This is a genomic window from Lutibacter sp. TH_r2 (assembly GCF_033101135.1).
In the GTDB taxonomy this organism is placed as follows: Bacteria; Bacteroidota; Bacteroidia; order Flavobacteriales; family Flavobacteriaceae; genus Lutibacter.
This window is the reverse complement of the sequence record NZ_JAWMPV010000001.1, coordinates 987,570-1,012,436: the sequence shown is the minus strand read 5'-3', so window position 1 is coordinate 1,012,436 and position 24,867 is coordinate 987,570. Positions and strand designations below refer to the sequence as shown.

Below are 24,867 nucleotides of genomic sequence, written 5' to 3'. Positions count from 1 at the left end.
ATTTGATAAATACTTAACACCTAAATATTATGTACTCAACTATAAAAGAACACTTGCAAAAACAATTGAAAGAAATCAAAGATGCAGGCTTATATAAATCTGAACGTATTATAACTTCACCACAAGATGCAATAATTAAAATAAGTACAGGAGAAGAAGTGATTAATTTTTGTGCAAATAATTATTTAGGTCTCTCAAACAACCCTGAAGTTATTCAAGCAGCAAAAGACACATTAGACTCTCATGGTTTTGGAATGTCATCGGTTCGTTTTATTTGTGGAACGCAAGATATTCACAAACAATTAGAGCAAAAAATAGCAGAGTTTTTTCAAACTGAAGACACCATATTATATGCGGCAGCATTTGATGCTAATGGAGGAGTGTTTGAACCGTTATTATCCGCCGAAGATGCAATAATTTCCGATTCTTTAAACCACGCTTCTATTATAGATGGTGTTAGGTTGTGTAAAGCAGCACGTTATCGTTATGAAAATAACAATATGGAAGATTTGGAAAAACAACTGATTGAAGCAAATAAAAAACAACACCGATTTAAAATTATTGTTACCGATGGTGTTTTTTCAATGGATGGAGTTGTTGCTAGTTTAGATAAAATTTGTGATTTAGCAGACAAGTATAATGCTTTGGTAATGGTAGACGAATGCCACGCAGCAGGTTTTATTGGTAAAACAGGTAAAGGAACTATAGAATTGAAAAATGTTTTAGGAAGAGTTGATATTGTTACAGGGACTTTAGGGAAAGCGTTAGGTGGTGCAATGGGAGGTTATACAACCGGTAAAAAAGAAATTATTGAATTATTGCGTCAACGCTCTAGACCTTATTTGTTTTCAAATTCATTAGCACCTACAATTGTTGGAGCTTCTTTAAAGGTTTTTGAAATACTGTCTAGAGACACTTCATTAAGAGATAAATTAGAGTGGAATACAAATTATTTTAAAGAAGCAATGCTAAAAGCAGGGTTTGATATTGTAAAAGGAGATTCAGCAATAGTTCCAGTAATGCTTTACGATGCAAAGCTTTCTCAAGACATGTCAAATCTATTACTTAAAAAAGGAATTTATGTTATTGGGTTCTTTTATCCTGTAGTACCTAAAGGAAAAGCCAGAATTAGAGTGCAATTATCCGCTGCACATAATAAAAAACAATTAGATAAAGCAATAAATTCATTTATAGAAGTTGGGGAAAAATTAAATATTATATAGAAAAAAGCTAAAAAACATAGTTATTTAAGATTATTTTGTACTTTTGCTTTTAAGTACGTTAATTTTACGTGCTTTGTGAAAATAGAGAACATTAAATTTAAATTTTTGAAAATGAAACATTTAAAAATTGCCTTTTTGGCAGTATTATTAACAATTGGTTTTAACCAGGTTAATGCACAAGACAAAAACAACCCTTGGCAAATAGGCTTTGGAGTAAATGCAGTAGATTTTTATCCAACTAATGCAGAGGGAATGATTTCTCCAGCTGGATTTTCAACAGGTTGGGGTGATGAATTTTTTAATGCAGATGATCACTACAACATGATTCCAGCAATAACTAAAATTACTGTAGGTAAATATTTAGCAGATGGCTTTAGTTTTGAAGTAGGTGGTAGCTTAAACAAAATAGAGCATATTGGTAACGTATCTGCATCTGATTTATCATATTTCGGTGTTGATGGTGCCGTTAAATATGATTTAAATTACGCTTTCGGTGAAACTGGATGGTTTGATCCTTATTTAACTGTTGGTGGTGGTTACACATGGATGGATGATTGGGATACTGGAACTTTTAATGGTGGAGTTGGATTCAACCTTTGGTTCAATGATAATATTGGATTAAATTTAGAAACTAGATACAAACACACTTTCGAAAGTAATATTACTCAACATTTCCAACATGCAGCTGGAATTGTAATTAAATTTGGAGGTACTGATACTGATGGTGATGGTATTTTTGATAAAGATGACGCTTGTCCAGATGTATTTGGATTAGAAGAATTTAATGGTTGTCCTGATACAGATGCTGATGGTATTATTGATTCAAAAGATGCTTGTCCAGAAGTTGCTGGTTTAGCAGAATTAAACGGTTGTCCAGATGCTGATGCTGATGGTATTGCTGATAAAGATGATGCTTGTCCAAATGCAAAAGGAACAAAAGCAAATAACGGTTGTCCTGATACTGATGGTGACGGTCTAGTTGATAAAGACGATGCTTGTCCAAAAGTTGCAGGTCCAAAAGCTAACAAAGGTTGTCCTTGGCCAGATGCTGATGCTGATGGTGTTTTAGATAAAGATGATGCTTGTCCAAAAGTTGCAGGTCCTGCTTCTAACAATGGATGTCCAGAAATCACTAAAGTTGAAGTTGCTAAATTAGAAGAGTTATTTAAAACTGTATATTTTGATACTGGAAAAGATTCTTTTAAAGATGAAACAGTTGCTAAATTAGATGAAGCTGCTTCAATTATGAAAAAATACTCTACAGCTAAATTTAACATTGCAGGTCATACTGATAGTGTTGGTAGTGCTAAATTAAATTTAGAATTATCAAGTAAAAGAGCAAATGCTGTTAAAAATTATTTAGCATCTAAAGGAGTTTCTTCAAGTAACTTAACAGCTAAAGGTTATGGTGAAGAAATGCCAGTTGCATCTAACAATACAAGATCAGGTAGATCACAAAATAGAAGAGTTGAAGTAAAATTAGTTGACTAATAACTTACTAAACTTAAAAAATAATATAAAAAAAACCATAACTCTAGTTGTGGTTTTTTTTAAGTTTAAAATTAATAATATTGAAAAAAAAATACTTTAAAAAAAAATGAAACAATTTAAAATAATATTTGCTGCTTTCTTTCTTTTGATTGCAATTAATAATACTTACGCACAAGATAATAACAATCCATGGCAAATTGGCTTTGGAGTAAATGCAGTAGATTTTTATCCTACAAATGCATCCCCTTCAACAGATTTAACAACATTACATGGGTCAACAGTTTGGTACGACGAATTTTTTAATGCTGACGATCACTATAACATGATTCCTGCAATTACAAGATTATCTGTTGGGAGATATATTACTAAAGGGTTTAGTTTTGAAGCTGTAGGTTCACTTAACAAAATAGAGCATATAGGAGACAATAGTGCTTCTGATTTGTCTTATTATGGATTAGATGGAACTTTAAAATATGATATTAACAATATTGTTGGAGAAACAGGATGGTTTGATCCTTATTTAGCAGTTGGTGGTGGTTACACTTGGATGGATAACTGGGGAACTGGTACTGTTAATGGTGGTGTTGGTGCTAATATTTGGTTTAATGATAACATTGGTTTAAACATTGAAACTAAATACAAACACACTTTTGATAGTAGTATTATTCAACATTTCCAACATTCTGCAGGTATTGTAATTAAATTTGGTGGTACTGATACAGATGGTGATGGTATTTATGATAAAAATGATGCATGTCCAGATGTATTTGGATTAGAAGAATTTAATGGATGTCCAGATTCTGATAACGATGGTATTATTGATTCTGAAGATGCTTGTCCTGAAATTGCAGGGTTAGCGGAATTAAACGGTTGTCCTGATGCAGATGCAGATGGTATTGCTGATAAAGATGATGCTTGTCCAAATGCAAAAGGAACTAAAGCTAATAATGGTTGTCCTGATACAGATGGAGATGGTGTAGTTGATAAAGATGACGCTTGTCCAAAAGTAGTTGGTCCAAAAGAAAACAAAGGTTGTCCTTGGCCAGATACTGATAATGATGGAGTTGCAGATAAAGATGATAAATGTATTAATGAAGCTGGACCAGCATCTAATAATGGATGTCCAGAAAAAGCTGCTGAAGTTTTAAAAGCAATTGAAGGTGTTTTTCAAACAGTTTATTTTAATATAGGAAGTTCAGCAATTAAATCAGAAGGCGTTACTAAATTAGATGCAGTTGTTGAAATAATGAATAAATATTCAGAAATTAAAACATCTATTGCCTCTGGTTATGCAGATAGCACAGGAAGCACTAAATTTAACCAAAAATTATCTGAAAAAAGAGCAAATGCTGTAAAAGAGTATTTAATTTCTAAAGGAGTTTCAACTGATAGAATTTCTACCGAAGCTTTTGGAGAAGCTAATCCAGCTGCAGCTAACAATACTTCTAAAGGAAGAGCATTAAATAGAAGAGTTGAAGTAAAATTAGTAGACTAATTATTCTTTACCTTTTGAACATAAAAAAAAGCCATTCGTTAAAGAATGGCTTTTTTTATGCCCTTTTTTTTTGAGATTCAATAATAACAGACTAAATTAGTATAAAATAAATGTATGAAAATGAAATATTTAAAAAGATTTTTGTTAGTTTTTATAATAGTTTTAACAACTAATTTCAATAGTTATAGTCAAGATAAAGATAACCCATGGTTAATTGCATTTGGAGTAAACGCAGTTGATTTTTATCCTACAAATGTTAATGGCATAAACACAACTGATGGAGTTGGTTCAAAATGGTTTGATGAGTTTTTTAATTTAAATGATCATTACAATTATATTGAAGCACCATCAAAATTAAGTATTGGAAGATATTTGAACGAAAGTTTTAATATAGAACTTTCATTAAGTATTAATAAATTAAGTAAAATTGGTAATATAAATGTAGAAGAGTCAATATTGTTAGGCAATGATGATTTAGAAGAAAGTATATCTTATTTCGCAGTTGATGTTAATTCTAACTACGATTTAAATAGGTTAATTGGAGAAACTGCATGGTTTGATCCTTATCTTATTGGTGGTGTTGGATTTAATTCAAAAGGTTCACAAAATGGAATCTCACTAAATAGTGGAGCTGGAGCAAAAATTTGGTTAAACAATAAATTTGGAGTAAAATTTCAAACAGCCTATAAACATTTTTTTGACGATGGAAATTTTCCTCACTTTCAACATTCTGCAAGTTTAATATATAAATTTGGTGGATATGATGAAGATAATGATGGTGTTTATGATCGAAAAGATAAATGCCCAACTGTTTTTGGTTTAGCAGAGTTTGAAGGTTGCCCAGATACAGATGAAGATGGAATTCCAGATTCTGAAGATGAATGTCCAGATGTTTTTGGTGATAAAGAATTAAAAGGTTGTCCAGATGCAGATAAAGATGGTGTTACAGATAAATTAGATAGATGTGTTTATATAAAAGGATTAGCAAAACATAATGGTTGTCCAGATACAGATGGTGATGGTATTATAGATCAAAGAGATAGATGTCCGAAAACTGCAGGACCATTATCTAACAATGGTTGCCCAGAACCAGATACAGATGGTGATGGAGTTATTGATAAATTTGATAAATGTAAATTTGAAAAAGGTATTTTAAGTAATGATGGTTGCCCTGGATTTAAAAAAGAAGAACTAGAAGCAAAACTAACAGAGCTAGCTAGAAGTATTTTATTTGTTTCAGGAGGTGATGTTTATTATAAAAAATATGAGCCTCAATTAAATGAAATTGCAAGTTTAATGAAGCTTCATAAAGAATTAAGATTTCAAATACAAGGTCATACAGATAGTCAAGGTTCAGAAGAGGCTAATTTAAAACTATCATTAAATAGAGTGAATAAAGTTCTTAATTATTTAGTTTCAAGAGGTGTTAATCAATTTAATTTAAATGTAAAAGGTTTTGGTGAGTCTATGCCAATTGCACCAAATGACACTCCTGAAGGAAGAGCTAAAAATAGAAGAGTTGAAGTGAAAATATTAAATTAAATAATTGTAAAATAATTTTAGAAAAGCCGTTTCATTCGAAATGGCTTTTTTATTTTTATAGCTATAAAATAATTCTATGAAATCATTTTTATCAAAAGTTGTTGCTGATGTTTTAAAAAAGCAAACACCTACTAATAAATTAACATTTGTACTTCCAAGTCAACGTGCTTGTGTATTTATTAAAAATGAATTAATTCAACAAATAGATACAACTTCATTTTTGCCAAAAATAGTTAGTATTGAAACCTATATTCAAGAACTAGCTGATTTTTTACTAATAGACAATGTGCAATTACTTTTTGAGTTTTATAATGTATATACCAAAGTTGTTGTTAAAGAAGAACAAGTTTCGTTTGAAGTATTTTCACAATGGGCAACCATAGTTTTGCATGATTTTAATGAAATAGATAGTTATTTAATAGATGCAGAAGCATTGTTTTCAAATTTAAGTGATCTAAAAAAATTAGATAATTGGTTCCAAACCGAAGAACCAAGTCAATTATCAATAGATTATTTGCAGTTTTTTAATCAGCTAGGAGAATTATACCAAGCATTAACTGAAAAACTTAAAAAGAATAAATTTGGGTATCAAGGTTTAGTGTATAGAGAAGCAATTGAAAATTTAGAATATTATATAAACAATCAAACCGATAATCACATTGTATTTGTTGGTTTTAATGCATTAAATAAGGCAGAGGAGCAACTAATACAAGAATTGTTAAATAATGGATTAGCATCAATTTATTGGGATGCTAATAACAATATGATGCAACCTAAAAATGTATCGGGTAAGTTTTTGAGAAACTATCAAAAAAATTGGACGTATTATCAAACAAATCCTTTTTTATGGATTGATTCTAAAAATACAGCACAAGAACTAGAAATAATTGGTGCTCCAAAAAATATAAGTCAGTTAAAATATGCGGGAGAATTATTACAAAATTTTAAAAATTTTAATAAAACAGCATTGGTGTTAGCGGATGAAAATTTACTTTCATTAGCTATTAATTCTCTTCCAAATAATATTCCTGGAGTAAATATTACAATGGGTTATCCGCTAAAGGAAATTCCTTTAGCAAACTTGTTTGAGACTATTTTTAAAATGTATTTAAATCAGCAAAAATTTGATAAAAAACAGGTAAATGAGTTTTATTTTAAAGATATTTTAAAACTACTAAACAATTCATTTTTAAATAAAAATAATACTGAAATTCTTCAAAAAATAACTTCAGAAATAAAAAAAGAGAATTATATTTTTATAAATCCAGATGTAATAAAATTGTTATTAAACAAAGCTGAATTAGAAAATATAAAATTTGTAATTGAGTTGTTTAATTTCCCTTCAGAAATAAATAGTATTATAAAAAAATGCCAAGAACTAATACTTGAATTAAAACCTCATTTTGAAGGAATAGAAAAGGAATATTTATTTAGGTTTTATCAAATTTTTCAGCAACTTGAAACTTTAAACGGCACGTATAATTATATCGATGATTTAAAAACATTTAACATATTTTATAAGCAATTATTAAATAACGAAAAACTTTCTTTTCAAGGTGAACCTTTACTTGGTTTGCAATTAATGGGAATGTTAGAGACAAGAACACTAGATTTTGATAATGTGATTATAACATCATTAAATGAAGGTATTTTGCCGGCAGGAAAAGGTGAACAATCTTTTATTCCTTTTGATATAAAAACACATTTTGGATTGCCAACATATCACGAAAAAGATGCTATTTTTTCGTATCATTTTCAGCGGTTAATTCAACGTGCCAAAAAAGTGTATTTATTATATAATTCAGAAACCGACGGTTATGGTTCTGGTGAAAAAAGTAGGTTTATTACACAATTAGAAATTGAAAACAAAACCTTAAAAAAATCGACATTAAATGCTGTTGTAGAACCTATTTCTTCTGAAATTTTAGAAATTAATAAAACACCAGAGGTTATAGAAAAGTTGAAAGCTGTTTTTAAAAAAGGTATTTCACCTTCAGCGTTGGCAACATACATTTACAATCCAATACAGTTTTACGAGCAACGTGTTTTAGGTATTTATGAGCAAGATGAAGTTGAAGAGACTATTGCGGCCAATACAATGGGAACCGTAATTCACGAAGTTTTAGAACTACTTTACAAGCCTTTTGTTGGCAAAGAAATAACAGAAAAAGATATTTCAAATTTCTTTAAAAATATTGATAAATTGTTAGAGATTAAGTTTAATGAATTTTACAGAAAAGGTTCAACTAAAACGGGTAAAAACAAATTAATTTATGAAGTTTGTAAAAGTAACATTCAACGTTTTTTAAGAACAGAAAAAGAACTAATTTCTAAAGGAAATAAATTAAAAATTATTGATTTAGAACCATCATTAAAAATTAAATTTAAAGTAGATGGTATTGATTTTCCAATAAATATTATTGGTAAAATTGATAGAATTGATGAGCTAAACGGTGTAACTAGAATTATTGATTATAAAACAGGAAAAGTAGAAGCTAAAGATCTACGAATTTATGATTTTTCTATGGTAAGTGATGATTATAAATACACAAAAGCCTTGCAAGTAATGTTGTATTCGTTACTTTTTACTGCCGAAAATAGTTTTAACTTCAGCAATCAATTAGAAGCTGGAATTATTTCGTTTAAAAACTTAAAACCAGGATTTTTAAAAATGAATTTTTCTGAAAAACCTCGAGGAAAAGATTACGCAATTACTAAAGAAAAATTAGATGAATTTCAGGTTGAATTAAATAGAATTGTAAAAGAAATTTTAAATCCTGAAATTCCTTTTATTGAAAATAAAGATTTACCGTTTTAAATTATGGAGATTAATAAAAATATACTTGTAAAAAGTACAACACACCAAAAACCAATTTTAACCGATGTTTTTTACCATAAAAACAGCAAAAAAAAGCCGTTAATTATATTTTGCCACGGTTATAAAGGTTATAAAGATTGGGGAGCTTGGAATTTAGCTGCAGAAAAGTTTGTTGAAGAAGGTTTTTTCTTTTTAAAATTTAATTTTTCACACAATGGTGGAACTGTTGAAAATCCAATAGATTTTCCAGATTTAGAAGCATTTGGACATAATAATTTTGAAATTGAATTAGATGATTTAGAAGATGTAATTAATTGGATAATTTCTTCAGAATATAAAAATGAAATTGATACAGAAAACATCACCTTAATAGGTCATTCTCGTGGTGGTGGAATTGTAACAATTAAAGCTTCAGAAAACAAAAAAGTAAGTAAAGTGGTTTCTTGGAATGGAGTTTCAGATTACGGATCTAGATTTCCTTCAAAATTAAAAATTGCTGGCTGGAAGCTTAAAGGAGTTGCGTATATAGAAAACGCTAGAACCAAGCAACAAATGCCACATTATTATCAGTTTTACACCAATTTTAAAGCGAATGAAGAACGTTTTACCATACAAAACGCAGTTAAAAAAATAAACATTCCGCATTTAATTGTTCAAGGTGAATTAGATGAAGTTGTACCGCCTATTGAAGCTGAAAATTTACACAATTGGAATCCTAAAAGTGAGCTGTTAATTATTAATGGAATGCACCATCCTTTAGGTTGTACACAACCTTGGGAAAAAGATGTAATGCCAGAGCATTTGGCAGAAACGGTTGATAAAACAATAGAGTTTTTAAAGAAGTAATTTTCTATTGTCATTCCTGCGAAGGCAGGAATCTATTTAATATGATATCAAAAGCAACACAAAAAGATTTAGAAGAAATATATAAACTCACTAAAAGTTGTGCTCAACATTTAATTGAGCAAGAAATTTTTCAGTGGAATGAGCATTATCCTTCAAAAAATGTACTTCAAAACGATATTAATCTAAATCAAATTTGGACAATTAAAGTTGAAAATGAGTTAGCAGGGATTATTGTTTTAACTGAAATTGAAGATGATGAATATGAAAATGTAAAATGGTTGACAGAGAATAAAAACAATTTATACATTCATCGTTTAGCAGTTTATCCAAAATTTCAAGGAAAAGGTTTTGCGCAACAATTAATGACTTTTGCTGAAGATTTTGCTAAAAACAACAACTATAATTCTGTTAGATTAGATACTTTTGGACAAAATAAAAGAAATCTACGTTTTTATGAAAAACGAGGTTATCAAAAATTAGAAAAAATCTATTTTCCAAAACAAAGTAAGTATCCGTTTTACTGTTATGAGTTAGTGTTTTAGATTTGTAATTTTTAATTATCAATTTGAAGTTTTGTCAACCTGAACTTGATTCAGGTTCTCATAATGCTTGAAAAGTAAAGTGATGAGATTCTGAAATAAATTCAGAATGACGTTCAGAGTGATTTGTATGCGGAAAAATAGTATAAAAAATGTACAAAGAATCAAACATCACATTTGCCGGAATTAACAAATTGGCATTACCAGCTTTAATTGCCGGAATTGCCGAACCTTTGTTGTCAATTACCGATACGGCAATAGTTGGTAATATTGGTCAAAACCCAACCGAAGCTTTGGCAGCAGTTGGTATTGCAGGTTCATTTATTTCGGCTTTGGTATGGATTTTAGCGCAAACACGTTCAGCTATATCTGCTACCGTTTCAAAATATTTAGGAGCCAAAAAATTAGACGAAATAGCAACACTTCCTGCTCAAATTATTGGAATAAACCTTTTATTAAGCACAACTATTTATTTAGTCACCTTATTGTTTGCTACTCAAATATTTCAATTGTACAATGCCGATGGTTTGATTTTAGAATATTCGGTAGAATACTACAAAATTAGAGCAATTGGTTTTCCGTTAACTTTGTTTGTTTTTTCTGTTTTTGGAGTGTTTAGAGGTTTACAAAACACATTTTGGCCAATGGTTATTAGTATTGTTGGCGCTTTGCTAAATATTGGATTAGATTTTGCGTTGGTTTTTGGAATTGAAGGTGTTATTGATCCAATGAATGTTTCTGGAGCAGCTTGGGCAAGTGTAATTGCACAAACTGTTATGGCAATTATGGCGCTTATTTTACTTTTGAAAAAAACACCTTTTAACTTACGTTTATCTTTCAAACCCAATAAAGAAATTAAAAATTTACTATCCATAAGTTTTAATTTATTTATTAGAGCAGCAGCGTTAAATGTAGCGTTGTATTTAGCAAATTCATATGCAACAAAGTATGGCGAAAATTATATTGCGGCTCAAACCATAGCATTTCAAATTTGGTTGTTTTTCGCCTTTTTTATTGATGGTTATTCAAGTGTTGGAAACATAGTTTCAGGAAAATTATTAGGTGAGCGTAATTATGAGAAAATGTGGAAATTAAGCATTAAATTATGCAGATATTCTATAGTAATTGCAATAATTTTAGCAGCTATTTGTGGAGTTTTATATTATCCAATAGGAAGATTATTTTCTTCGGAAGAACAAGTTTTAAATGTGTTTTACCAAGTGTTTTGGATAGTTTTAATTATGCAGCCTATAAATGCCGTAGCTTTTGTTTTTGATGGAATTTTTAAAGGTCTTGCTGAAGCTGTTATACTACGTAATTTGTTAATTGTTGCTACTTTTTTAGGCTTTACACCAGTACTTTTAATTACAGATTATTTCGACTTAAAATTAATTGGAATTTGGATTGCATTTACGGTATGGATGTTGTTAAGATCGGGAATATTAGTTATTAAATTTAGAAATAAGTATTTGCATAAAAACACGTAACTTTGGCAATTATGAGTAACGGAAGTTTATACACAAACATACAAAACGGAATTGCAACAGTTGAGTTTTATCACGAAGCAAGTAATTCTTTTCCTTCAGAATTGTTAAATAGATTAACAAAAGCATTTAATGAATTAAGTGAGAATGAAGATGTAAGAGTTATTGTACTTAAAAGCGAAAAAGAAAAAGCTTTTTGTGCAGGAGCATCATTTAATGAGCTTATTGCAATTGATAATTTAGAAGACGGAAAACAGTTTTTTATGGGCTTTGCCAATGTAATTAATGCAATGCGTACGTGTTCAAAAATTATTATAGGTCGTGTGCAAGGTAAAGCAGTTGGTGGTGGAGTTGGTTTAGCGGCAGCTTGTGATTATTGTTTTGCAAGTGAGGCAGCTTCTATTAAACTTTCTGAACTTTCTATAGGTATTGGCCCGTTTGTAATTGAACCTGCTGTAGAACGTAAAATTGGAGTAGCAGCGTTTACCGAATTAACCTTGGATGCTACAAGTTGGCAAACTGCGTATTGGGCAAAAGACAAAGGCTTGTATGCAAAAGTTTTTGAAACAATTTCTGAAATGGATAAAGAAGTAGATTTTTTTGCTGAAAAATTATCAAATTATTCTTTGGAAGCTATAGCATCGTTAAAGAAGGTTCTTTGGAAAGAAACTGAAAATTGGGATAATTTATTAGAAGAAAGAGCCCAAATTAGCGGGAAATTAGTACTATCGGCAGAAACTAAAAAAGCACTTCAAAAATTTAAAAAATAGATATGTTAGCAAACATTATTTTAGTGCTTCAAGATGTAAATATTGAAGAAAAAATGAAAAATGCTCCAGATAGCGGTTACGAAATAGGAGTAGTAATAGGTACATATTTACCATTTGTGCTATTGGTAGGTTTAGCATATTTCACATACCATAGAGCAAAAAACAGAAAAGATTTAGACGATTAATTTATAATTATGAGCAATATTAGAATAACAAAACAATTCGATTTTGAAACTGGACATGCGTTGTATGGATATGACGGGAAATGTAAAAATGTTCACGGTCACAGTTATAAATTATCGGTCACAGTAATTGGAACACCAATTTCAGATACTTCAAACGTAAAATACGGAATGGTAATTGACTTTGGAGATTTAAAAAAGATTGTAAAATCAGAAATTGTAGATAAGTTCGATCACGCTACTGTTTTTAACAAAAATACACCTCATGTAGAGCTGGCAGAAGAGCTGGAAAAAAGAGGGCATAACGTAATTTTAGTTGATTATCAGCCAACAAGTGAAATGATGTTGATAGATTTTGTTGAAAAAATTCAAAAGCATTTACCAGAAACAATAAAGCTTCATTCTTTAAAATTGCAAGAAACCGGAACCTCTCATGCCGAGTGGTTTGCTAGTGATAATGCTTAATTAAAGGAAGGATGTAAGAAAGCTTATTTTTTGGGCGTTCCCCTACGGGTCGGGCTTTCCGCGTTACACGGTAACTTGCTTCAATCCCTAACGCATTTAAAAATTAGGATGATAATTTATTAAAAAAAGTGATTAACATTACCATCAAAACATAACTATATTTAATTAGCTTTTCACACTACGTCATGCTGAACTTGTTTCAGTATCTCATCAGAATAGTAACAAATTACTATACGAACCTGAATCAAGTTTAGGTTGACGAAAGTTTAGTGACAATAAAAAGTTTGGTGGTTTTTTTGAATTTAAATGGGCTACTTTCCGTTAAAAGCATTCATAGTATTATTTAATCCAGCAGTTCCAAAAGATTTAATTAACTCAACCGATTTTTCTAAACGTTCAGAAAGTTGTTTAGATTCTTCTTCGTCCCATTTACCTAACACATAATCTACTTGTCTTCCTTTAGAGAATTCAGCTCCTACACCAAATCTAAATCTTGGATATTTGGTAGTTTGTAAAACAGCTTGAATATCTTTTAAACCGTTATGACCTCCGTCACTTCCTTTAGCTTTTAAACGAATGCTTCCAAAAGGCAGGTTTAAATCATCGGTTATTATGAGCACATTTTCAATAGCTATTTTTCCTTTGGTCATCCAATACTTTACAGCTTTTCCGCTTAAATTCATAAAGGTTGAAGGTTTTAATAAAATAAAAGTTCTTCCTTTAAATCTAAATTTAGAAATAGAACCTAATTTTTGACTTTCAAAAGTAATGCCTTCTTTTGTAGCTACTTCATCTAAAATTTTAAAACCAATATTATGACGCGTATTCTCGTATTTTTCGCCAATATTTCCTAAACCAACAATTAAATATTTCTTCATAAGGTCTTCAATAGATTCTTTTTCTTCTTTTTTAAAAAGACGTTTAATAAATTGAATAATTCGCATTTTGCAAATGTACTAAAAAGAAAAAGCGTTGCAATTGCAACGCTTTTTTATATTTTGAAAAATATTTTTTATTCTTCAGATGCAGCAGCTTCAGCTCCTTCTTCAGCTCCTTCTTCACCTTCTTCTTCATCCTCTTCGTCTTCAGGCATAACAGCACTACGTGCAGTTCTAACTTGAACAACAACAGTGTTTTCTGGGTGTAAAATAGAAAAATGTTCATCTTCTAAATCAGTTACCACAATTTTGTTTCCAATTTTTAATTTAGAAATATCAGCATTAATAAAATCAGGTAAATCAGCAGGTAATGCTCTTACACTTAATTTACGCATTGGGAAACTTAATGATCCACCATTAATTACTCCAGGAGAAGTACCAACTAATCTTACAGGTATTTCCATAGTTACCATTTTATCATCAAATAATTGGTAAAAATCTACGTGTAAAATTTTGTCACTTACTGGGTGAAACTGAATATCTTGTAAAATTGCATGATATTTAGTTCCATCTACTTCAATCATTGCAGTATATACATTTGGAGTATAAACTAATTCTTTGAAAGAAATTTCTTCCGTTTCAAAATGTACTGGCTTTTCTCCTCCGTATAATACGCAAGGAACCTTTCCAGCATTACGTAAGGCTTTAGTCGAAGCTTTGCCCACGCTTTCTCTTTGTGATCCTTTGATTGTAATCGATTTCATTTTATATATAATTATTATTAATTTACATTAAAAATTGTCCGCTTATTGATCTGTTATCCTGTACTTTATGCATAACATCTGCGAACAAAGGCGCGCAAGATACAACTTTTATTTTAGAACTCTCTTTTTTCAAAGGAATTGTATCTGAAACTATTAATTCTTTTAATTGCGATTTTTCAATTTTATCGTAAGCATCGCCCGATAATATTGGATGCGTACATACTGCACGTACACTTAAAGCTCCTTTTTCCATCATTAAATCAGCAGCTTTAGTTAGTGTTCCTCCAGTGTCTATCATATCGTCAACTAAAATAACATGTTGTCCTTTAACCTCACCAATTAATTCCATACTTGAAATAACGTTAGCTTTTAAACGCTGTTTGTAGCAAATTACCACATCGCTTTCTAAATATTTTGAGTAAGCATAAGCTCTTTTAGAACCTCCCATATCTGGTGAAGCAACTGTTAAATTTTCAAGTTTTAAACTTTTTAAATAAGGTAAAAATATAGTTGAAGCATATAAATGATCAACTGGTTTTTCAAAAAAACCTTGAATTTGATCTGCATGTAAATCCATGGTCATAATTCTAGTAGCACCTGCGGCTTGTAATAAATTAGCAACTAATTTAGCGCCAATTGCTACACGGGGTTTATCTTTTCTATCTTGTCTTGCCCAACCAAAATATGGAATTACAGCTGTAATATGACGTGCAGAAGCTCTTTTAGCTGCATCTAACATTAATAGCATTTCCATTAAATTGTCTGAATTTGGAAAAGTTGAACCAATTATAAAAACCCTTCTACCACGAACAGATTCGACTAATGCTGGTTGAAATTCTCCATCACTAAATTTTGAAATTATTACATTTCCAAGTGGTGAACCGTAGTGTTCTGCAATTTTTTCTGCCAAAACTTTACTTTGATTACAAGCAAATAGCTTTGGTGCAAGTTGAGTATTCATCATTTTTTAGTTGTGTTGTTGAGTTGTGGTGCAAATTTAAAATTATTTATAAAGTAATTAAGCATTTCTTACTAAACTTTTTACAATTAAGTAGAAAATTATTTATAAATTTGCACACCAATAAAAAAAGCCTCGATGGCGGAACTGGTAGACGCGCTGGATTCAAAATCCAGTTCTTTCGGGAGTGTGGGTTCGATTCCCACTCGAGGTACTAAACCCAACTGATTTTTTCGGTTGGGTTTTTTGTTTAGTATTATTCAAATAGAGCTAATAATAATTTCGAATTAAATAAGGTATAGCTTTAAGTAAAAAATAATAATTATACATTGCAATTTGAAAGAATGAAATATTTATTTTTTAATAAATTATTTATGGCACAAGAAATAGAAAGAAAATTTTTAGTTAAAAATAATGATTTTAAAAAAGAATCATATAGTAATAGCAAAATTGTTCAAGGGTTTTTATCTACAGTACCAGAACGAACAGTAAGAATAAGAATTAAGGATAATAATGGCTTTATTACCGTTAAAGGCGTAACAAATAACTCTGGAACTTCGCGTTTTGAATGGGAAAAAGAAATATCTGTTGAAGAGGCTACGGATTTATTAAAAATAAGTGAGCCTGGAATTATAGATAAAACTCGTTTTAATGTAAAATTTGGAAAACACACTTTTGAAGTGGATGAGTTTTATGGGGAAAACAAAGGTTTAATAGTTGCTGAAGTGGAATTAAATTCAGAAGATGAGTATTTTATAAAACCAGCTTGGTTAGGAGAAGAGGTAACGGGACAACTAAAGTATTACAACTCGGTGTTAATGAAAAATCCTTATAAAAATTGGATGTAATTAATAGTCTATTAGTTGAAATACACAGCAAAAATATAAAAGAGTATTCTTTAACAGAACTATCTATTATTTTTTCTTTGGATTAGTGTTATAAGTATTAATTAGTTTACTAAAATTAACCTCACCATTTTTTATTGCTCTATTAGATTATATGTTAAGGATAGAATTTAGGTTTAGTTAGGTTGTTACTTAAAAATAAAAACGTTAAAAAAATCGATTTAAAATTTTGTAATAATTTCAATAATTAGAATAAATTTTAAGCATTTAATGTTAAAAAATCTATAGCAGATTAAATAAAAGATTAAAATCCAACTTTATCAGTATTTAAAACTCTGTAAATCAAAAAGTTAAATCGCTTAAAAATAATGTAAAATTTTTATAAAAAATTTGCATAAATAAAAAAAAAGACTTCCTTTGTACTGTTAATCAGGCAGTGCTTAACTGTGTGAGTAGCTGAACATTATGAAATATGTTTTTACGTTCGGGTTTTTGAATATCAGGAAGTCATTTTCAAAAACAGCTTATCGTTTAAGTAACCGAAATTTAAAGCTAACTTCTGTTTTAAATGCTTCAATTAGAAGCTTTCAACTTGTGCTACCTACAGTAACACAAATTCGAATTTAATAGTCACTTATTTTTTTGAATAAAACAACAGTAAATCAATCTGATTTATCTGAATAAATTATAACACCTTTTTATAAAATTAAAATGAATACTAAATACTTTGATTTAATCAATCAAACTTTTGATTTTCCACAAGAAGAATTTGAAGTAAAAAACAATGAACTTAAGTTTCATGGAATTGATCTAACAAATTTAATAGCGCAATATGGAGCTCCATTGAAATTTACCTATTTACCTCAAGTATCTAACAATATTAACAGAGCTAAAAACTGGTTTAGTAATGCTATTAAAAAATTAGATTATAGCGGAAGTTATAATTATTGCTATTGTACAAAAAGCTCGCATTTTAAATTTATTTTAGATGAAGCTTTAAAAAACAATATTCATATTGAAACTTCATCAGCTTTTGATATTAATATTGTTGAAAATTTAAAAAAAGAAGGCAAAATTACAGACAATACATATGTATTAAGTAACGGTTTTAAACGAGCACAATACATAACAAATATTGCTAGATTAATTAATAATGGGCACAAAAACTGCATTCCTATTATAGATAATTATGAAGAAATTAATTTATTATCTAAAGAAATTGAAGAAAACTATAATGTTGGTATAAGAATAGCTTCAGAGGAAGAACCTAAATTTCCTTTTTATACATCACGTTTAGGTATTGGCTATAAAAATATTGTTCCTTTTTATAATAATCAAATAAAAAATAACAAAAAAGTTTCATTAAAAATGTTGCACTTTTTTATCAATACAGGTATAAAAGACAATGCTTATTATTGGAACGAGCTTACTAAATGTTTAAAAGTATATACAAGTCTTAAAAAAATATGTCCTTCATTAGATAGTTTAAATATTGGAGGAGGTTTTCCAATAAAAAATTCTTTAGGTTTTGAATTTGACTATGCTTATATGGTTGAAGAAATTTTAACACAAATTAAAATATCTTGTGATGAGGCAGATGTTGAAGTACCACATATTTTTACTGAATTTGGAAGTTTTACAGTTGGAGAAAGTGGAGGCGCTATTTACGAGATTTTATACCAAAAACAACAAAACGATAGAGAAAAATGGAATATGATTAATTCATCATTCATAACAACATTACCAGATACATGGGCTATAAACAAGCGTTTTATTATGTTGCCAATAAACCGCTGGAACCATTCTTATGAAAGAGTATTATTAGGTGGTTTAACATGTGATAGTGATGATTATTACAATAGCGAACAACACATGAACGCTATTTATTTACCAAAATACAACGAAAAAGCTCCATTGTATATCGGTTTTTTTAATACAGGAGCATACCAAGAGTCCATTGGAGGTTTTGGAGGATTACAACACTGTTTAATACCAGCTCCAAAACACATTCTAATAAATAAAAATAAAAAAGGGGAGTTAACAACTCAAGTATACAAAGAACAACAAACAAAAGAAGAATTATTAAAAATTTTAGGTTACGATGAAAACTAATACCTACGCAGGAATCGAAGAAAAATTTGCCAAATTAGAAAATGCTAAAGTAGCATTAATTCCTGTGCCTTATGATGGGACAAGCACATGGCAAAAAGGAGCAGATAAAGGACCAGAAGCTTTTTTAGAGGCTTCTGAAAACATGGAACTGTTTGATATTGAAACAGCAACAGAAGTTTATAAGCAAGGTGTTTATTTAGCAAACCCAGTTACAGGTCTTGAAAATCCAGAGCAAATGGTTTCAAGTGTTCATAACACTGTAAAATCATTTATTCAGAAAAAAAAGTTTGTAACAATAGTTGGTGGTGAACATTCAGTTTCAATTGGTGCAATTAGAGCTTTTAACGAGTCTTATAACAACTTAACTGTGTTACATATAGATGCGCATGCTGATTTGCGTAAATCATACGAAGGAACACCATTTAACCACGCTTGTGCAATGTATGAAGCTAGTCAAAATACAAACCTTGTTCAGGTAGGTATTAGATCTATGGATAAAATCGAAACCACAGTAGTTGATGAAGATAAAATATTTTATGCACACACTATGGTAGACGATGAAAGTTGGATAGATAATGCGCTAGATAGTATGGGTGAAAATGTATATATTTCTTTTGATTTAGATGCGTTTGATCCTTCTATTATGCCAGCAACAGGCACACCAGAACCAGGTGGTTTATTATGGTACGAAACATTAGATTTTTTAAAACAGGTTTTTGAAGAAAAAAATGTAGTTGGTTTTGATATTGTTGAACTATGTCCAAATCCAGCGCACAAAGCTTCAGATTTTTTAGCAGCAAAATTGTATTACAAAATGCTTACTTATAAATTTTTAGATGAAGATATTGAAGACGATTTTGACAATGGAAACACCATTCAAAAAAATGAAAAAACACATTTAAATTACAACGATGATGAATTCGAATAAACACATATCAAATTTTATAGAAAAACACTTTCTTCACTTTAACGCAGCAGCATTAGTTGACGCGGCTAAAGAGTATAAAAATCAGTTAGACAGTAATACTAAAATGTTAGTGTCTTTAGCTGGAGCCATGAGTACTGCAGAAATAGGGAAAATATTTGCAGATATGATTCGTGAAGACAAAGTACATATTATTTCATGTACAGGTGCAAATTTGGAAGAGGATGTTATGAATTTAGTAGCGCATACACACTACAAAAGAGTTCCAAACTATAGAGATTTAACACCTCAAGATGAGTTTGAATTATTGTTAAAAGGATTAAATAGAGTTACCGATACGTGTATTCCAGAAGAAGAAGCTTTTCGCCGCATTCAAAAACATATTTATAAAATATGGAAAGATGCTGAAGAAAACGATGAGCGTTTTTTCCCTCATGAGTTTATGTATAAACTTTTATTATCTGGTGCACTTGAAGAGTATTACGAGATAGATTTAAAAAATTCTTGGATGTACGCAGCAGCTGAAAAAAATCTACCTATTGTTGTTCCTGGTTGGGAAGATAGTACGTTAGGAAACATTTTTGCTAGTTATGTTATGAAAGGAAATTTAAAAGCAAGTACCATGAAATCTGGTATTGAATACATGACATTTTTAGCTGATTGGTACACAAACAATTCTCAAAATGGAGTTGGATTCTTTCAAATTGGAGGTGGAATTGCAGGTGATTTTCCAATATGTGTAGTACCAATGTTGTATCAAGATTTAGATTTAGTAGATACTCCATTTTGGAATTATTTCTGTCAAATATCAGATTCAACAACAAGTTATGGATCGTATTCTGGAGCAGTGCCAAACGAAAAAATAACTTGGGGAAAATTAGATATAGATACGCCAAAATTTATTATAGAAAGTGATGCAACTATTGTTGCTCCATTAATGTTTGCCTACATTTTAGATATGTAATAATGAAAAGAGTAATTGTAGATTTTGCAAAACTAAACGATGCTATTCTAGATTTATTGGTTACTAAATTTCCCGATGGTTATGGTGTAAGAGATATTATAGAGTTTAAAAATGCACAAAACGAAACCATTCAGGCAGTTGAAGTTAAAACTGAAGACACTATTTATTTAGTGAAAATTGGAAAAAAATTAGTTGTTGCAATGGAAGATTATCAGGATTTAGATATGGAAGATGATGATGAAATTGAAACTGATTTTGAAGATTTAAATTACAATGAGCTAGTTGATTAAAAAATGAAAGAAAAAGTGTTTTTAGAGGCAAGAGATTTAAACAAAGAAATTATACAATTAATTATTGAAAAATATCCTAAGGGTATTAGAGATAATGCTATTGTTTCAATACAAAACACTGAAGGTAATTACATTAAAGTTATTGTGTTAACTTATAAAAAAGAACAACTCTATATTAAAGTTAGTTCAAAACTAAAAGATAGTATTGACCAAATTACTAGTAAAAATATTTTCCCTTTAGATACAGACTTTGATTTATATTTTGATGAATTTACCTAGTAACTAATAGTTAAATTATGGAATACATTGAGCAAAAAGAGAAAACTAAAATAATTATCTATAAAAAAGATAAAGTTTTGGTTTTGGAAAAAAACATACCTAAAAAAAGATATGTTTTGCCAGGAGGATTTTTAAAAAAGAACGAACAACCTGTAATTTGTTTACTGCGTGAAGTTATGGAGGAGACAAATGTTTTACTAAATACTAAATTTATTAAATCAATTGATGCTGTTCATACTATAGGTAATAACAATAAATTATTAAAAAAACATTACTATAGTTATAAATGCAGAGATGAAGATTTTTTAAATATTGAAATAGATAAGTTTAAAGCTATAAAATGGGTAAGTTTTAAAAGTGCTTCAAGATATATGAACGAAAGTGATACAGTAGCAATACAACATTTTTTTTCATAATAAATTAATAAACAAGTAATTGAAACGTAATAATTGTAAAAAGTAGTTAAGTAAAAATAAAATTATTTTAAACCACATGTATGCTACTTAAAGGTAGAAATACTAAAAGATACTTGGACTTGTTGTGGCTAAAATCCAAGATTTATCTAAAATAATTAATTAAATACAATAAAGAAATGAAAACAATTAGCATTAAATTTTTAAGTATTATTTGCATATTTTTAGCAACTGCAACCATGTATTCACAAGATGAAAATGATGATGATTTACAAATTGAAGAATTAACAGGAACTTTTGAAAGTTATGATGAAGAACAAAACCAGTTTCTTTTTTCAGTTATTCTTGAAGAAGATGGAGTTGAAATGGTTGAAAATTACATATTTATAATTAACAATAAAAAAGTTGAAGCTAAATATAATTTGAAATCTACTGAATTTGAAGGAAAATCATTTTTAATTAACTATACAGTTGAAGTAGTTTCTGAAACAAATGAAGATGGTGATGATGATTTTAGTGAAGTTTATACTATAAAAAATATAACATTATTAAACTAAAAGTAAAAAAAAACCACCCAAAAGGTGGTTTTTTTAGTTAAAACCATTTTTTGCGTTTAAAATAAAATAGTAGAAGTATAAATAAAACAGAAACTATAGCCCAAAAAATAAAATAAGCATATTTGTAATCTAATTCTGGAATGTATTTAAAATTCATACCATAAACGCCAGCTAAAAAAGTCATAGGTATAAAAATAGTAGCAATAATAGTTAGTACTTTCATAACTTCATTCATTCTATTGCTAACAACAGTTAATTGCATTTCCATTAATCCAACAGTCATTTCTCTATAAATATCTAAACTTTCAATAACCTGAATAAGGTGATCTTCTAAATCTGAAAAATATACAAAAGTCTCTTTAGAAATAAGTTTGTTTTCTCTGTTGTAAAATTTATTTACTACATCTTTTAAAGGGTTAGTAACTTTACGTAATTTTAATATTTCTCTTTTTAAGTTTTGAATTTCTAGAGTTAAATCATCTTCATTATTTTTATTTAGAATTTTGTTTTCATAAGAGTCAACTTTTTCACCAATAGTGTCAATAATATGGTAATAATTATCAACAATGGCATCTAACAATAGGTACAATAAATAATCTGCATTTTTTTCTCTAACAAGCCCTTTTCCGTTTCTAATTCTATCGCGAATGGAATTAAAAACATCACCTTCAGCCTCTTGAAAACTCAATAAATATTGCTCACCTAAAACAAAGCTAATATGCTCCACATTTAATTTTCCGTTTATTGAATAATGTAACATTTTAAAAACTACAAAAATATGATCTTCAGAAATATCAACTTTAGTTCTTTGGTAAGTGTTTGGTATATCTTCAGTAATTAAATGATGAAGATCGTAGTATTTTGCAATTTCTTTTATAGTTGAAGTATGGTTTAGCCCATTAACATTTAGCCATGTAACTAATTTTTTATTTTCAAATTTTTGTAAATCTGTTAAATCATCTATTAGAAACTCATTAAACTCACTTTTAGAGTAATCAAATACGTTAATAAATAAATCGTTATCTGGTTTATAACCAGTGTAAACTACAGTGCCTGGAGCTAATCCAATTTTTCTATTTTTTTTCTGTTTTTTCATGTTCTTCATATTTTAACAATTCAATTCCTTTTTGAAGAAGCACTGAATTTGGGATTGTAATTATTTTTTCATCATCTGTTTTTAATAATAAATAAAACCCTTTAATGTCTTTTACTTTTCCGGTTAAATCAAAATCTTTATCCAATATTTTTATATGATCTCCAATTCTTACTGGGTGATAAAAAAATAAAATAAAGCTTGAAGTTAGATTAGATAATAAGGACCATTGCGCAAAAAAACCTACACCTAAAACTGCTAAAATTGAAGAAATAAAAACTAGAAATTGTTTAAAATCAACACCTAATATTGCAATAATTAAAAAAATGGTTACTTGGTAGTAAATAAAATATAAGATGTTTAAAATCACCTTTTTTCTGTGAGGTTCTATAGACTTAAGTAATGTAAACCGTTTAACAGCTCTTTTTGTAAAAAAAATAAACAAAAAAAGAATTACTACTAATAATACTATTAAAATTATTTGGGTTTTAGATTCCATTTAACACTAGTTTAAATGTAAAAATAAATTATTTTTATGTAACAACAATTTATCAAAGTCTTAAAAATACTATCTTTTTTATATGCCAAAAAAACTAACAACACATTATGAAATGTGTAATTTTTTAATTTTGCCATACTCTCACATATTCAATTTCAAAGTCAACAACACCATCCTTTTTATTTTCTTCAGAACTATGATATTCTAGTTCTTCTTTGCTTTTAGGAATATCATGCCAAGGAAATATTTCATTATCTAGCCAAATATTTATAGGTGAAGTTATTACATATCCATTATAATCATCTGGTAAGTTGGCTTTTTTTCTATTTTCTTTAGCCCAAATAGTTACCTCTTCTGCAGATACTTGCGAAAATAATTTTCCGTCTATATAGTACTTTACACCATCTTTGTTCCATTCAATTCCCCATATATGCCAATCATCAGCAATTCTAAAACCTACATCTTTTTTTTCAGTAAAGGAAGGTTTACCTCTTAACTTATCCCAATCTCTTATAGACCACCACAATTGATTATCTAAATGTTTTTTAGTAGGGTCTATTGTTCCACCATAAGTTTCAAAAAAATCGAACTCTAATTTTTCACCCATTGCCCAAAATGCACTTGTTACAGGTGCATCAGCAACTTTACTTTTTATTTCAATATATCCGTATTTAAAAGCTTTTCTTCCTATAAAGCAAGCCGTAGTAATATTTTCATAGGGCAAAGGATCTCCAAAAACTGGTTTTCTAATTTCAGGACTAAATGGAAAATCTGGTTCCCAACGCGTTTCTAGTATTAATTTACCATTCTCAAGGCGATAATTTTCACCAGAGAATTGAGATGGAGCTCTTCCTTTCCAAACTTTTTTATTTGGTTTGTCTGGGTGTTTGTAAGTAGGTTTTCCATTTTCAAATTTACCAACTATGTACCATTTAGTTTCATCAATAGTTTTAGAATCGAACTCGTCACTTACTTCAGGTAGTAACTTCCAATTCCCAGAATTAGTTGGATCTGACAAAGGATTGATTTCTGCTCTAGCAACTTTTAAAACGTGTGTTAAATTTTTTTGATTTCCACAATTAATTGTTAAAACCCCAAATAATAATGTTACAAAAAGTTGTTTTAGGTTTGGATAGGATTTCATCAATATTTTTTTTTAAGTAATACATATTTTAACAGTGTAAATTTATTTTTTAAAACAAAACTAACAAGTAATTTTAGTTCCAATATAGCACTCGTTTTTTAATTAATTGCGTTAAATCGGAATAACCGAACGCATTTATAAAAAAATATAAAATAGCTTGTGAAATTCTACCCTAATATTTTAAGCTTAATCATCTTTCAAAAGTTAATCTAGTATAGTTAATTGTTAATTTAAGTAATATTTTTTGTTTTGCTGAAAATATATATATATATTTGGTAAACCAATTTGGTA

The 24,867-nt window shown here is 29.1% G+C and carries 25 protein-coding genes and 1 tRNA gene; 20 read left to right on the top strand and 6 right to left on the bottom strand.

Annotated features, from left to right (window positions below):
* Positions 1 to 29 precede the first annotated feature (29 nt).
* The 11 genes from kbl to R3X25_RS04160 all read left to right on the top strand — a co-directional run bounded on the left by kbl (position 30) and on the right by R3X25_RS04160 (position 12,855).
* Positions 30 to 1,223 carry a glycine C-acetyltransferase gene (gene kbl / locus R3X25_RS04210; RefSeq protein ID WP_317672159.1) on the top strand — a complete coding sequence of 398 codons (1,194 nt, stop codon included), beginning with the start codon at positions 30 to 32 and terminating at the stop codon, positions 1,221 to 1,223.
* Between the two features lie 111 nt (positions 1,224 to 1,334).
* The gene (locus tag R3X25_RS04205; RefSeq protein ID WP_317672157.1) at positions 1,335 to 2,714 is read left to right on the top strand and encodes an OmpA family protein; all 1,380 of its coding nucleotides are present in this window, start codon (positions 1,335 to 1,337) and stop codon (positions 2,712 to 2,714) included.
* Positions 2,715 to 2,820: 106 nt separating this feature from the next.
* Complete coding sequence (locus tag R3X25_RS04200) at positions 2,821 to 4,209, top strand: OmpA family protein (RefSeq protein WP_317672155.1); 1,389 nt, start codon at positions 2,821 to 2,823, stop codon at positions 4,207 to 4,209.
* A 120-nt stretch (positions 4,210 to 4,329) separates the two neighbouring features.
* On the top strand, positions 4,330 to 5,751 hold the full coding sequence (locus tag R3X25_RS04195; protein ID WP_317672153.1) for an OmpA family protein: 1,422 nt from the start codon (positions 4,330 to 4,332) through the stop codon (positions 5,749 to 5,751).
* 76 nt (positions 5,752 to 5,827) lie between these two features.
* Positions 5,828 to 8,569, top strand: coding sequence for a PD-(D/E)XK nuclease family protein (locus R3X25_RS04190; protein ID WP_317672151.1), 2,742 nt, complete (start codon positions 5,828 to 5,830; stop codon positions 8,567 to 8,569).
* A 3-nt stretch (positions 8,570 to 8,572) separates the two neighbouring features.
* A complete protein-coding gene (locus R3X25_RS04185; protein WP_317672149.1) occupies positions 8,573 to 9,415 on the top strand; it encodes an alpha/beta hydrolase family protein in 843 nt (280 codons plus the stop codon).
* A gap of 41 nt (positions 9,416 to 9,456) precedes the next feature.
* Positions 9,457 to 9,957, top strand: a complete 501-nt coding sequence (locus R3X25_RS04180; RefSeq protein ID WP_317672147.1) for a GNAT family N-acetyltransferase — start codon at positions 9,457 to 9,459, stop codon at positions 9,955 to 9,957.
* Positions 9,958 to 10,106: 149 nt separating this feature from the next.
* Entirely contained in the window at positions 10,107 to 11,441 is a 1,335-nt protein-coding gene (locus R3X25_RS04175; protein WP_317672145.1) for an MATE family efflux transporter, read from the top strand.
* Between the two features lie 11 nt (positions 11,442 to 11,452).
* Entirely contained in the window at positions 11,453 to 12,208 is a 756-nt protein-coding gene (locus tag R3X25_RS04170) for an enoyl-CoA hydratase/isomerase family protein (protein WP_317672143.1), read from the top strand.
* Positions 12,209 to 12,210: 2 nt separating this feature from the next.
* Positions 12,211 to 12,393 carry a hypothetical protein gene (locus tag R3X25_RS04165; protein WP_317672141.1) on the top strand — a complete coding sequence of 61 codons (183 nt, stop codon included), beginning with the start codon at positions 12,211 to 12,213 and terminating at the stop codon, positions 12,391 to 12,393.
* A 9-nt stretch (positions 12,394 to 12,402) separates the two neighbouring features.
* Complete coding sequence (locus R3X25_RS04160) at positions 12,403 to 12,855, top strand: 6-carboxytetrahydropterin synthase (RefSeq protein WP_317672139.1); 453 nt, start codon at positions 12,403 to 12,405, stop codon at positions 12,853 to 12,855.
* Positions 12,856 to 13,166: 311 nt separating this feature from the next.
* Here R3X25_RS04160 and pth read toward each other — a convergent pair whose 3' ends face one another.
* From pth to R3X25_RS04145, 3 genes are all read right to left on the bottom strand, one after another.
* Positions 13,167 to 13,793 carry an aminoacyl-tRNA hydrolase gene (gene pth / locus R3X25_RS04155; RefSeq protein ID WP_317673405.1) on the bottom strand — a complete coding sequence of 209 codons (627 nt, stop codon included), beginning with the start codon at positions 13,791 to 13,793 and terminating at the stop codon, positions 13,167 to 13,169.
* A gap of 74 nt (positions 13,794 to 13,867) precedes the next feature.
* On the bottom strand, positions 13,868 to 14,497 hold the full coding sequence (locus R3X25_RS04150) for a 50S ribosomal protein L25/general stress protein Ctc (protein WP_317672137.1): 630 nt from the start codon (positions 14,495 to 14,497) through the stop codon (positions 13,868 to 13,870).
* 22 nt (positions 14,498 to 14,519) lie between these two features.
* Positions 14,520 to 15,461: a ribose-phosphate pyrophosphokinase gene (locus tag R3X25_RS04145; protein WP_317672135.1), complete on the bottom strand. Its 942-nt coding sequence runs from the start codon at positions 15,459 to 15,461 to the stop codon at positions 14,520 to 14,522.
* Between the two features lie 126 nt (positions 15,462 to 15,587).
* Here R3X25_RS04145 and R3X25_RS04140 point away from each other — a divergent pair.
* The 9 genes from R3X25_RS04140 (at position 15,588) to R3X25_RS04100 (ending at position 21,840) form a co-directional block, all read left to right on the top strand.
* Positions 15,588 to 15,669, top strand: a tRNA-Leu gene (locus tag R3X25_RS04140).
* A 160-nt stretch (positions 15,670 to 15,829) separates the two neighbouring features.
* Positions 15,830 to 16,303 carry a CYTH domain-containing protein gene (locus R3X25_RS04135; RefSeq protein WP_317673403.1) on the top strand — a complete coding sequence of 158 codons (474 nt, stop codon included), beginning with the start codon at positions 15,830 to 15,832 and terminating at the stop codon, positions 16,301 to 16,303.
* A 708-nt stretch (positions 16,304 to 17,011) separates the two neighbouring features.
* A complete protein-coding gene (locus R3X25_RS04130) occupies positions 17,012 to 18,412 on the top strand; it encodes an arginine decarboxylase (protein WP_317672133.1) in 1,401 nt (466 codons plus the stop codon).
* Positions 18,402 to 19,340, top strand: a complete 939-nt coding sequence (speB, locus tag R3X25_RS04125; protein WP_317672131.1) for an agmatinase — start codon at positions 18,402 to 18,404, stop codon at positions 19,338 to 19,340. Before R3X25_RS04130 ends, speB begins: the two co-directional genes overlap by 11 nt.
* Positions 19,327 to 20,301, top strand: a complete 975-nt coding sequence (locus R3X25_RS04120; RefSeq protein ID WP_317673402.1) for a deoxyhypusine synthase family protein — start codon at positions 19,327 to 19,329, stop codon at positions 20,299 to 20,301. The genes speB and R3X25_RS04120 overlap by 14 nt, the downstream gene beginning before the upstream one ends.
* Positions 20,302 to 20,303: 2 nt before the next feature.
* On the top strand, positions 20,304 to 20,591 hold the full coding sequence (locus tag R3X25_RS04115; RefSeq protein WP_317672129.1) for a hypothetical protein: 288 nt from the start codon (positions 20,304 to 20,306) through the stop codon (positions 20,589 to 20,591).
* A 3-nt stretch (positions 20,592 to 20,594) separates the two neighbouring features.
* Complete coding sequence (locus R3X25_RS04110; protein ID WP_317672127.1) at positions 20,595 to 20,870, top strand: hypothetical protein; 276 nt, start codon at positions 20,595 to 20,597, stop codon at positions 20,868 to 20,870.
* A 17-nt stretch (positions 20,871 to 20,887) separates the two neighbouring features.
* Entirely contained in the window at positions 20,888 to 21,286 is a 399-nt protein-coding gene (locus tag R3X25_RS04105) for an NUDIX hydrolase (protein WP_317672125.1), read from the top strand.
* A gap of 176 nt (positions 21,287 to 21,462) precedes the next feature.
* Positions 21,463 to 21,840 carry a hypothetical protein gene (locus R3X25_RS04100; RefSeq protein ID WP_317672123.1) on the top strand — a complete coding sequence of 126 codons (378 nt, stop codon included), beginning with the start codon at positions 21,463 to 21,465 and terminating at the stop codon, positions 21,838 to 21,840.
* Positions 21,841 to 21,877: 37 nt separating this feature from the next.
* Here the strand turns inward: R3X25_RS04100 and corA are convergent, their stop codons facing one another.
* The 3 genes from corA to R3X25_RS04085 form a co-directional block, all read right to left on the bottom strand.
* Positions 21,878 to 22,936: a magnesium/cobalt transporter CorA gene (corA, locus tag R3X25_RS04095; protein ID WP_317672121.1), complete on the bottom strand. Its 1,059-nt coding sequence runs from the start codon at positions 22,934 to 22,936 to the stop codon at positions 21,878 to 21,880.
* Positions 22,914 to 23,432, bottom strand: coding sequence for a mechanosensitive ion channel family protein (locus R3X25_RS04090; protein ID WP_317672119.1), 519 nt, complete (start codon positions 23,430 to 23,432; stop codon positions 22,914 to 22,916). Before R3X25_RS04090 ends, corA begins: the two co-directional genes overlap by 23 nt.
* A 124-nt stretch (positions 23,433 to 23,556) precedes the next feature.
* Positions 23,557 to 24,576 (bottom strand): family 16 glycosylhydrolase, encoded by a 1,020-nt coding sequence (locus R3X25_RS04085; protein ID WP_317672117.1) that lies wholly within the window; start codon positions 24,574 to 24,576, stop codon positions 23,557 to 23,559.
* Positions 24,577 to 24,867: the final 291 nt, after the last annotated feature.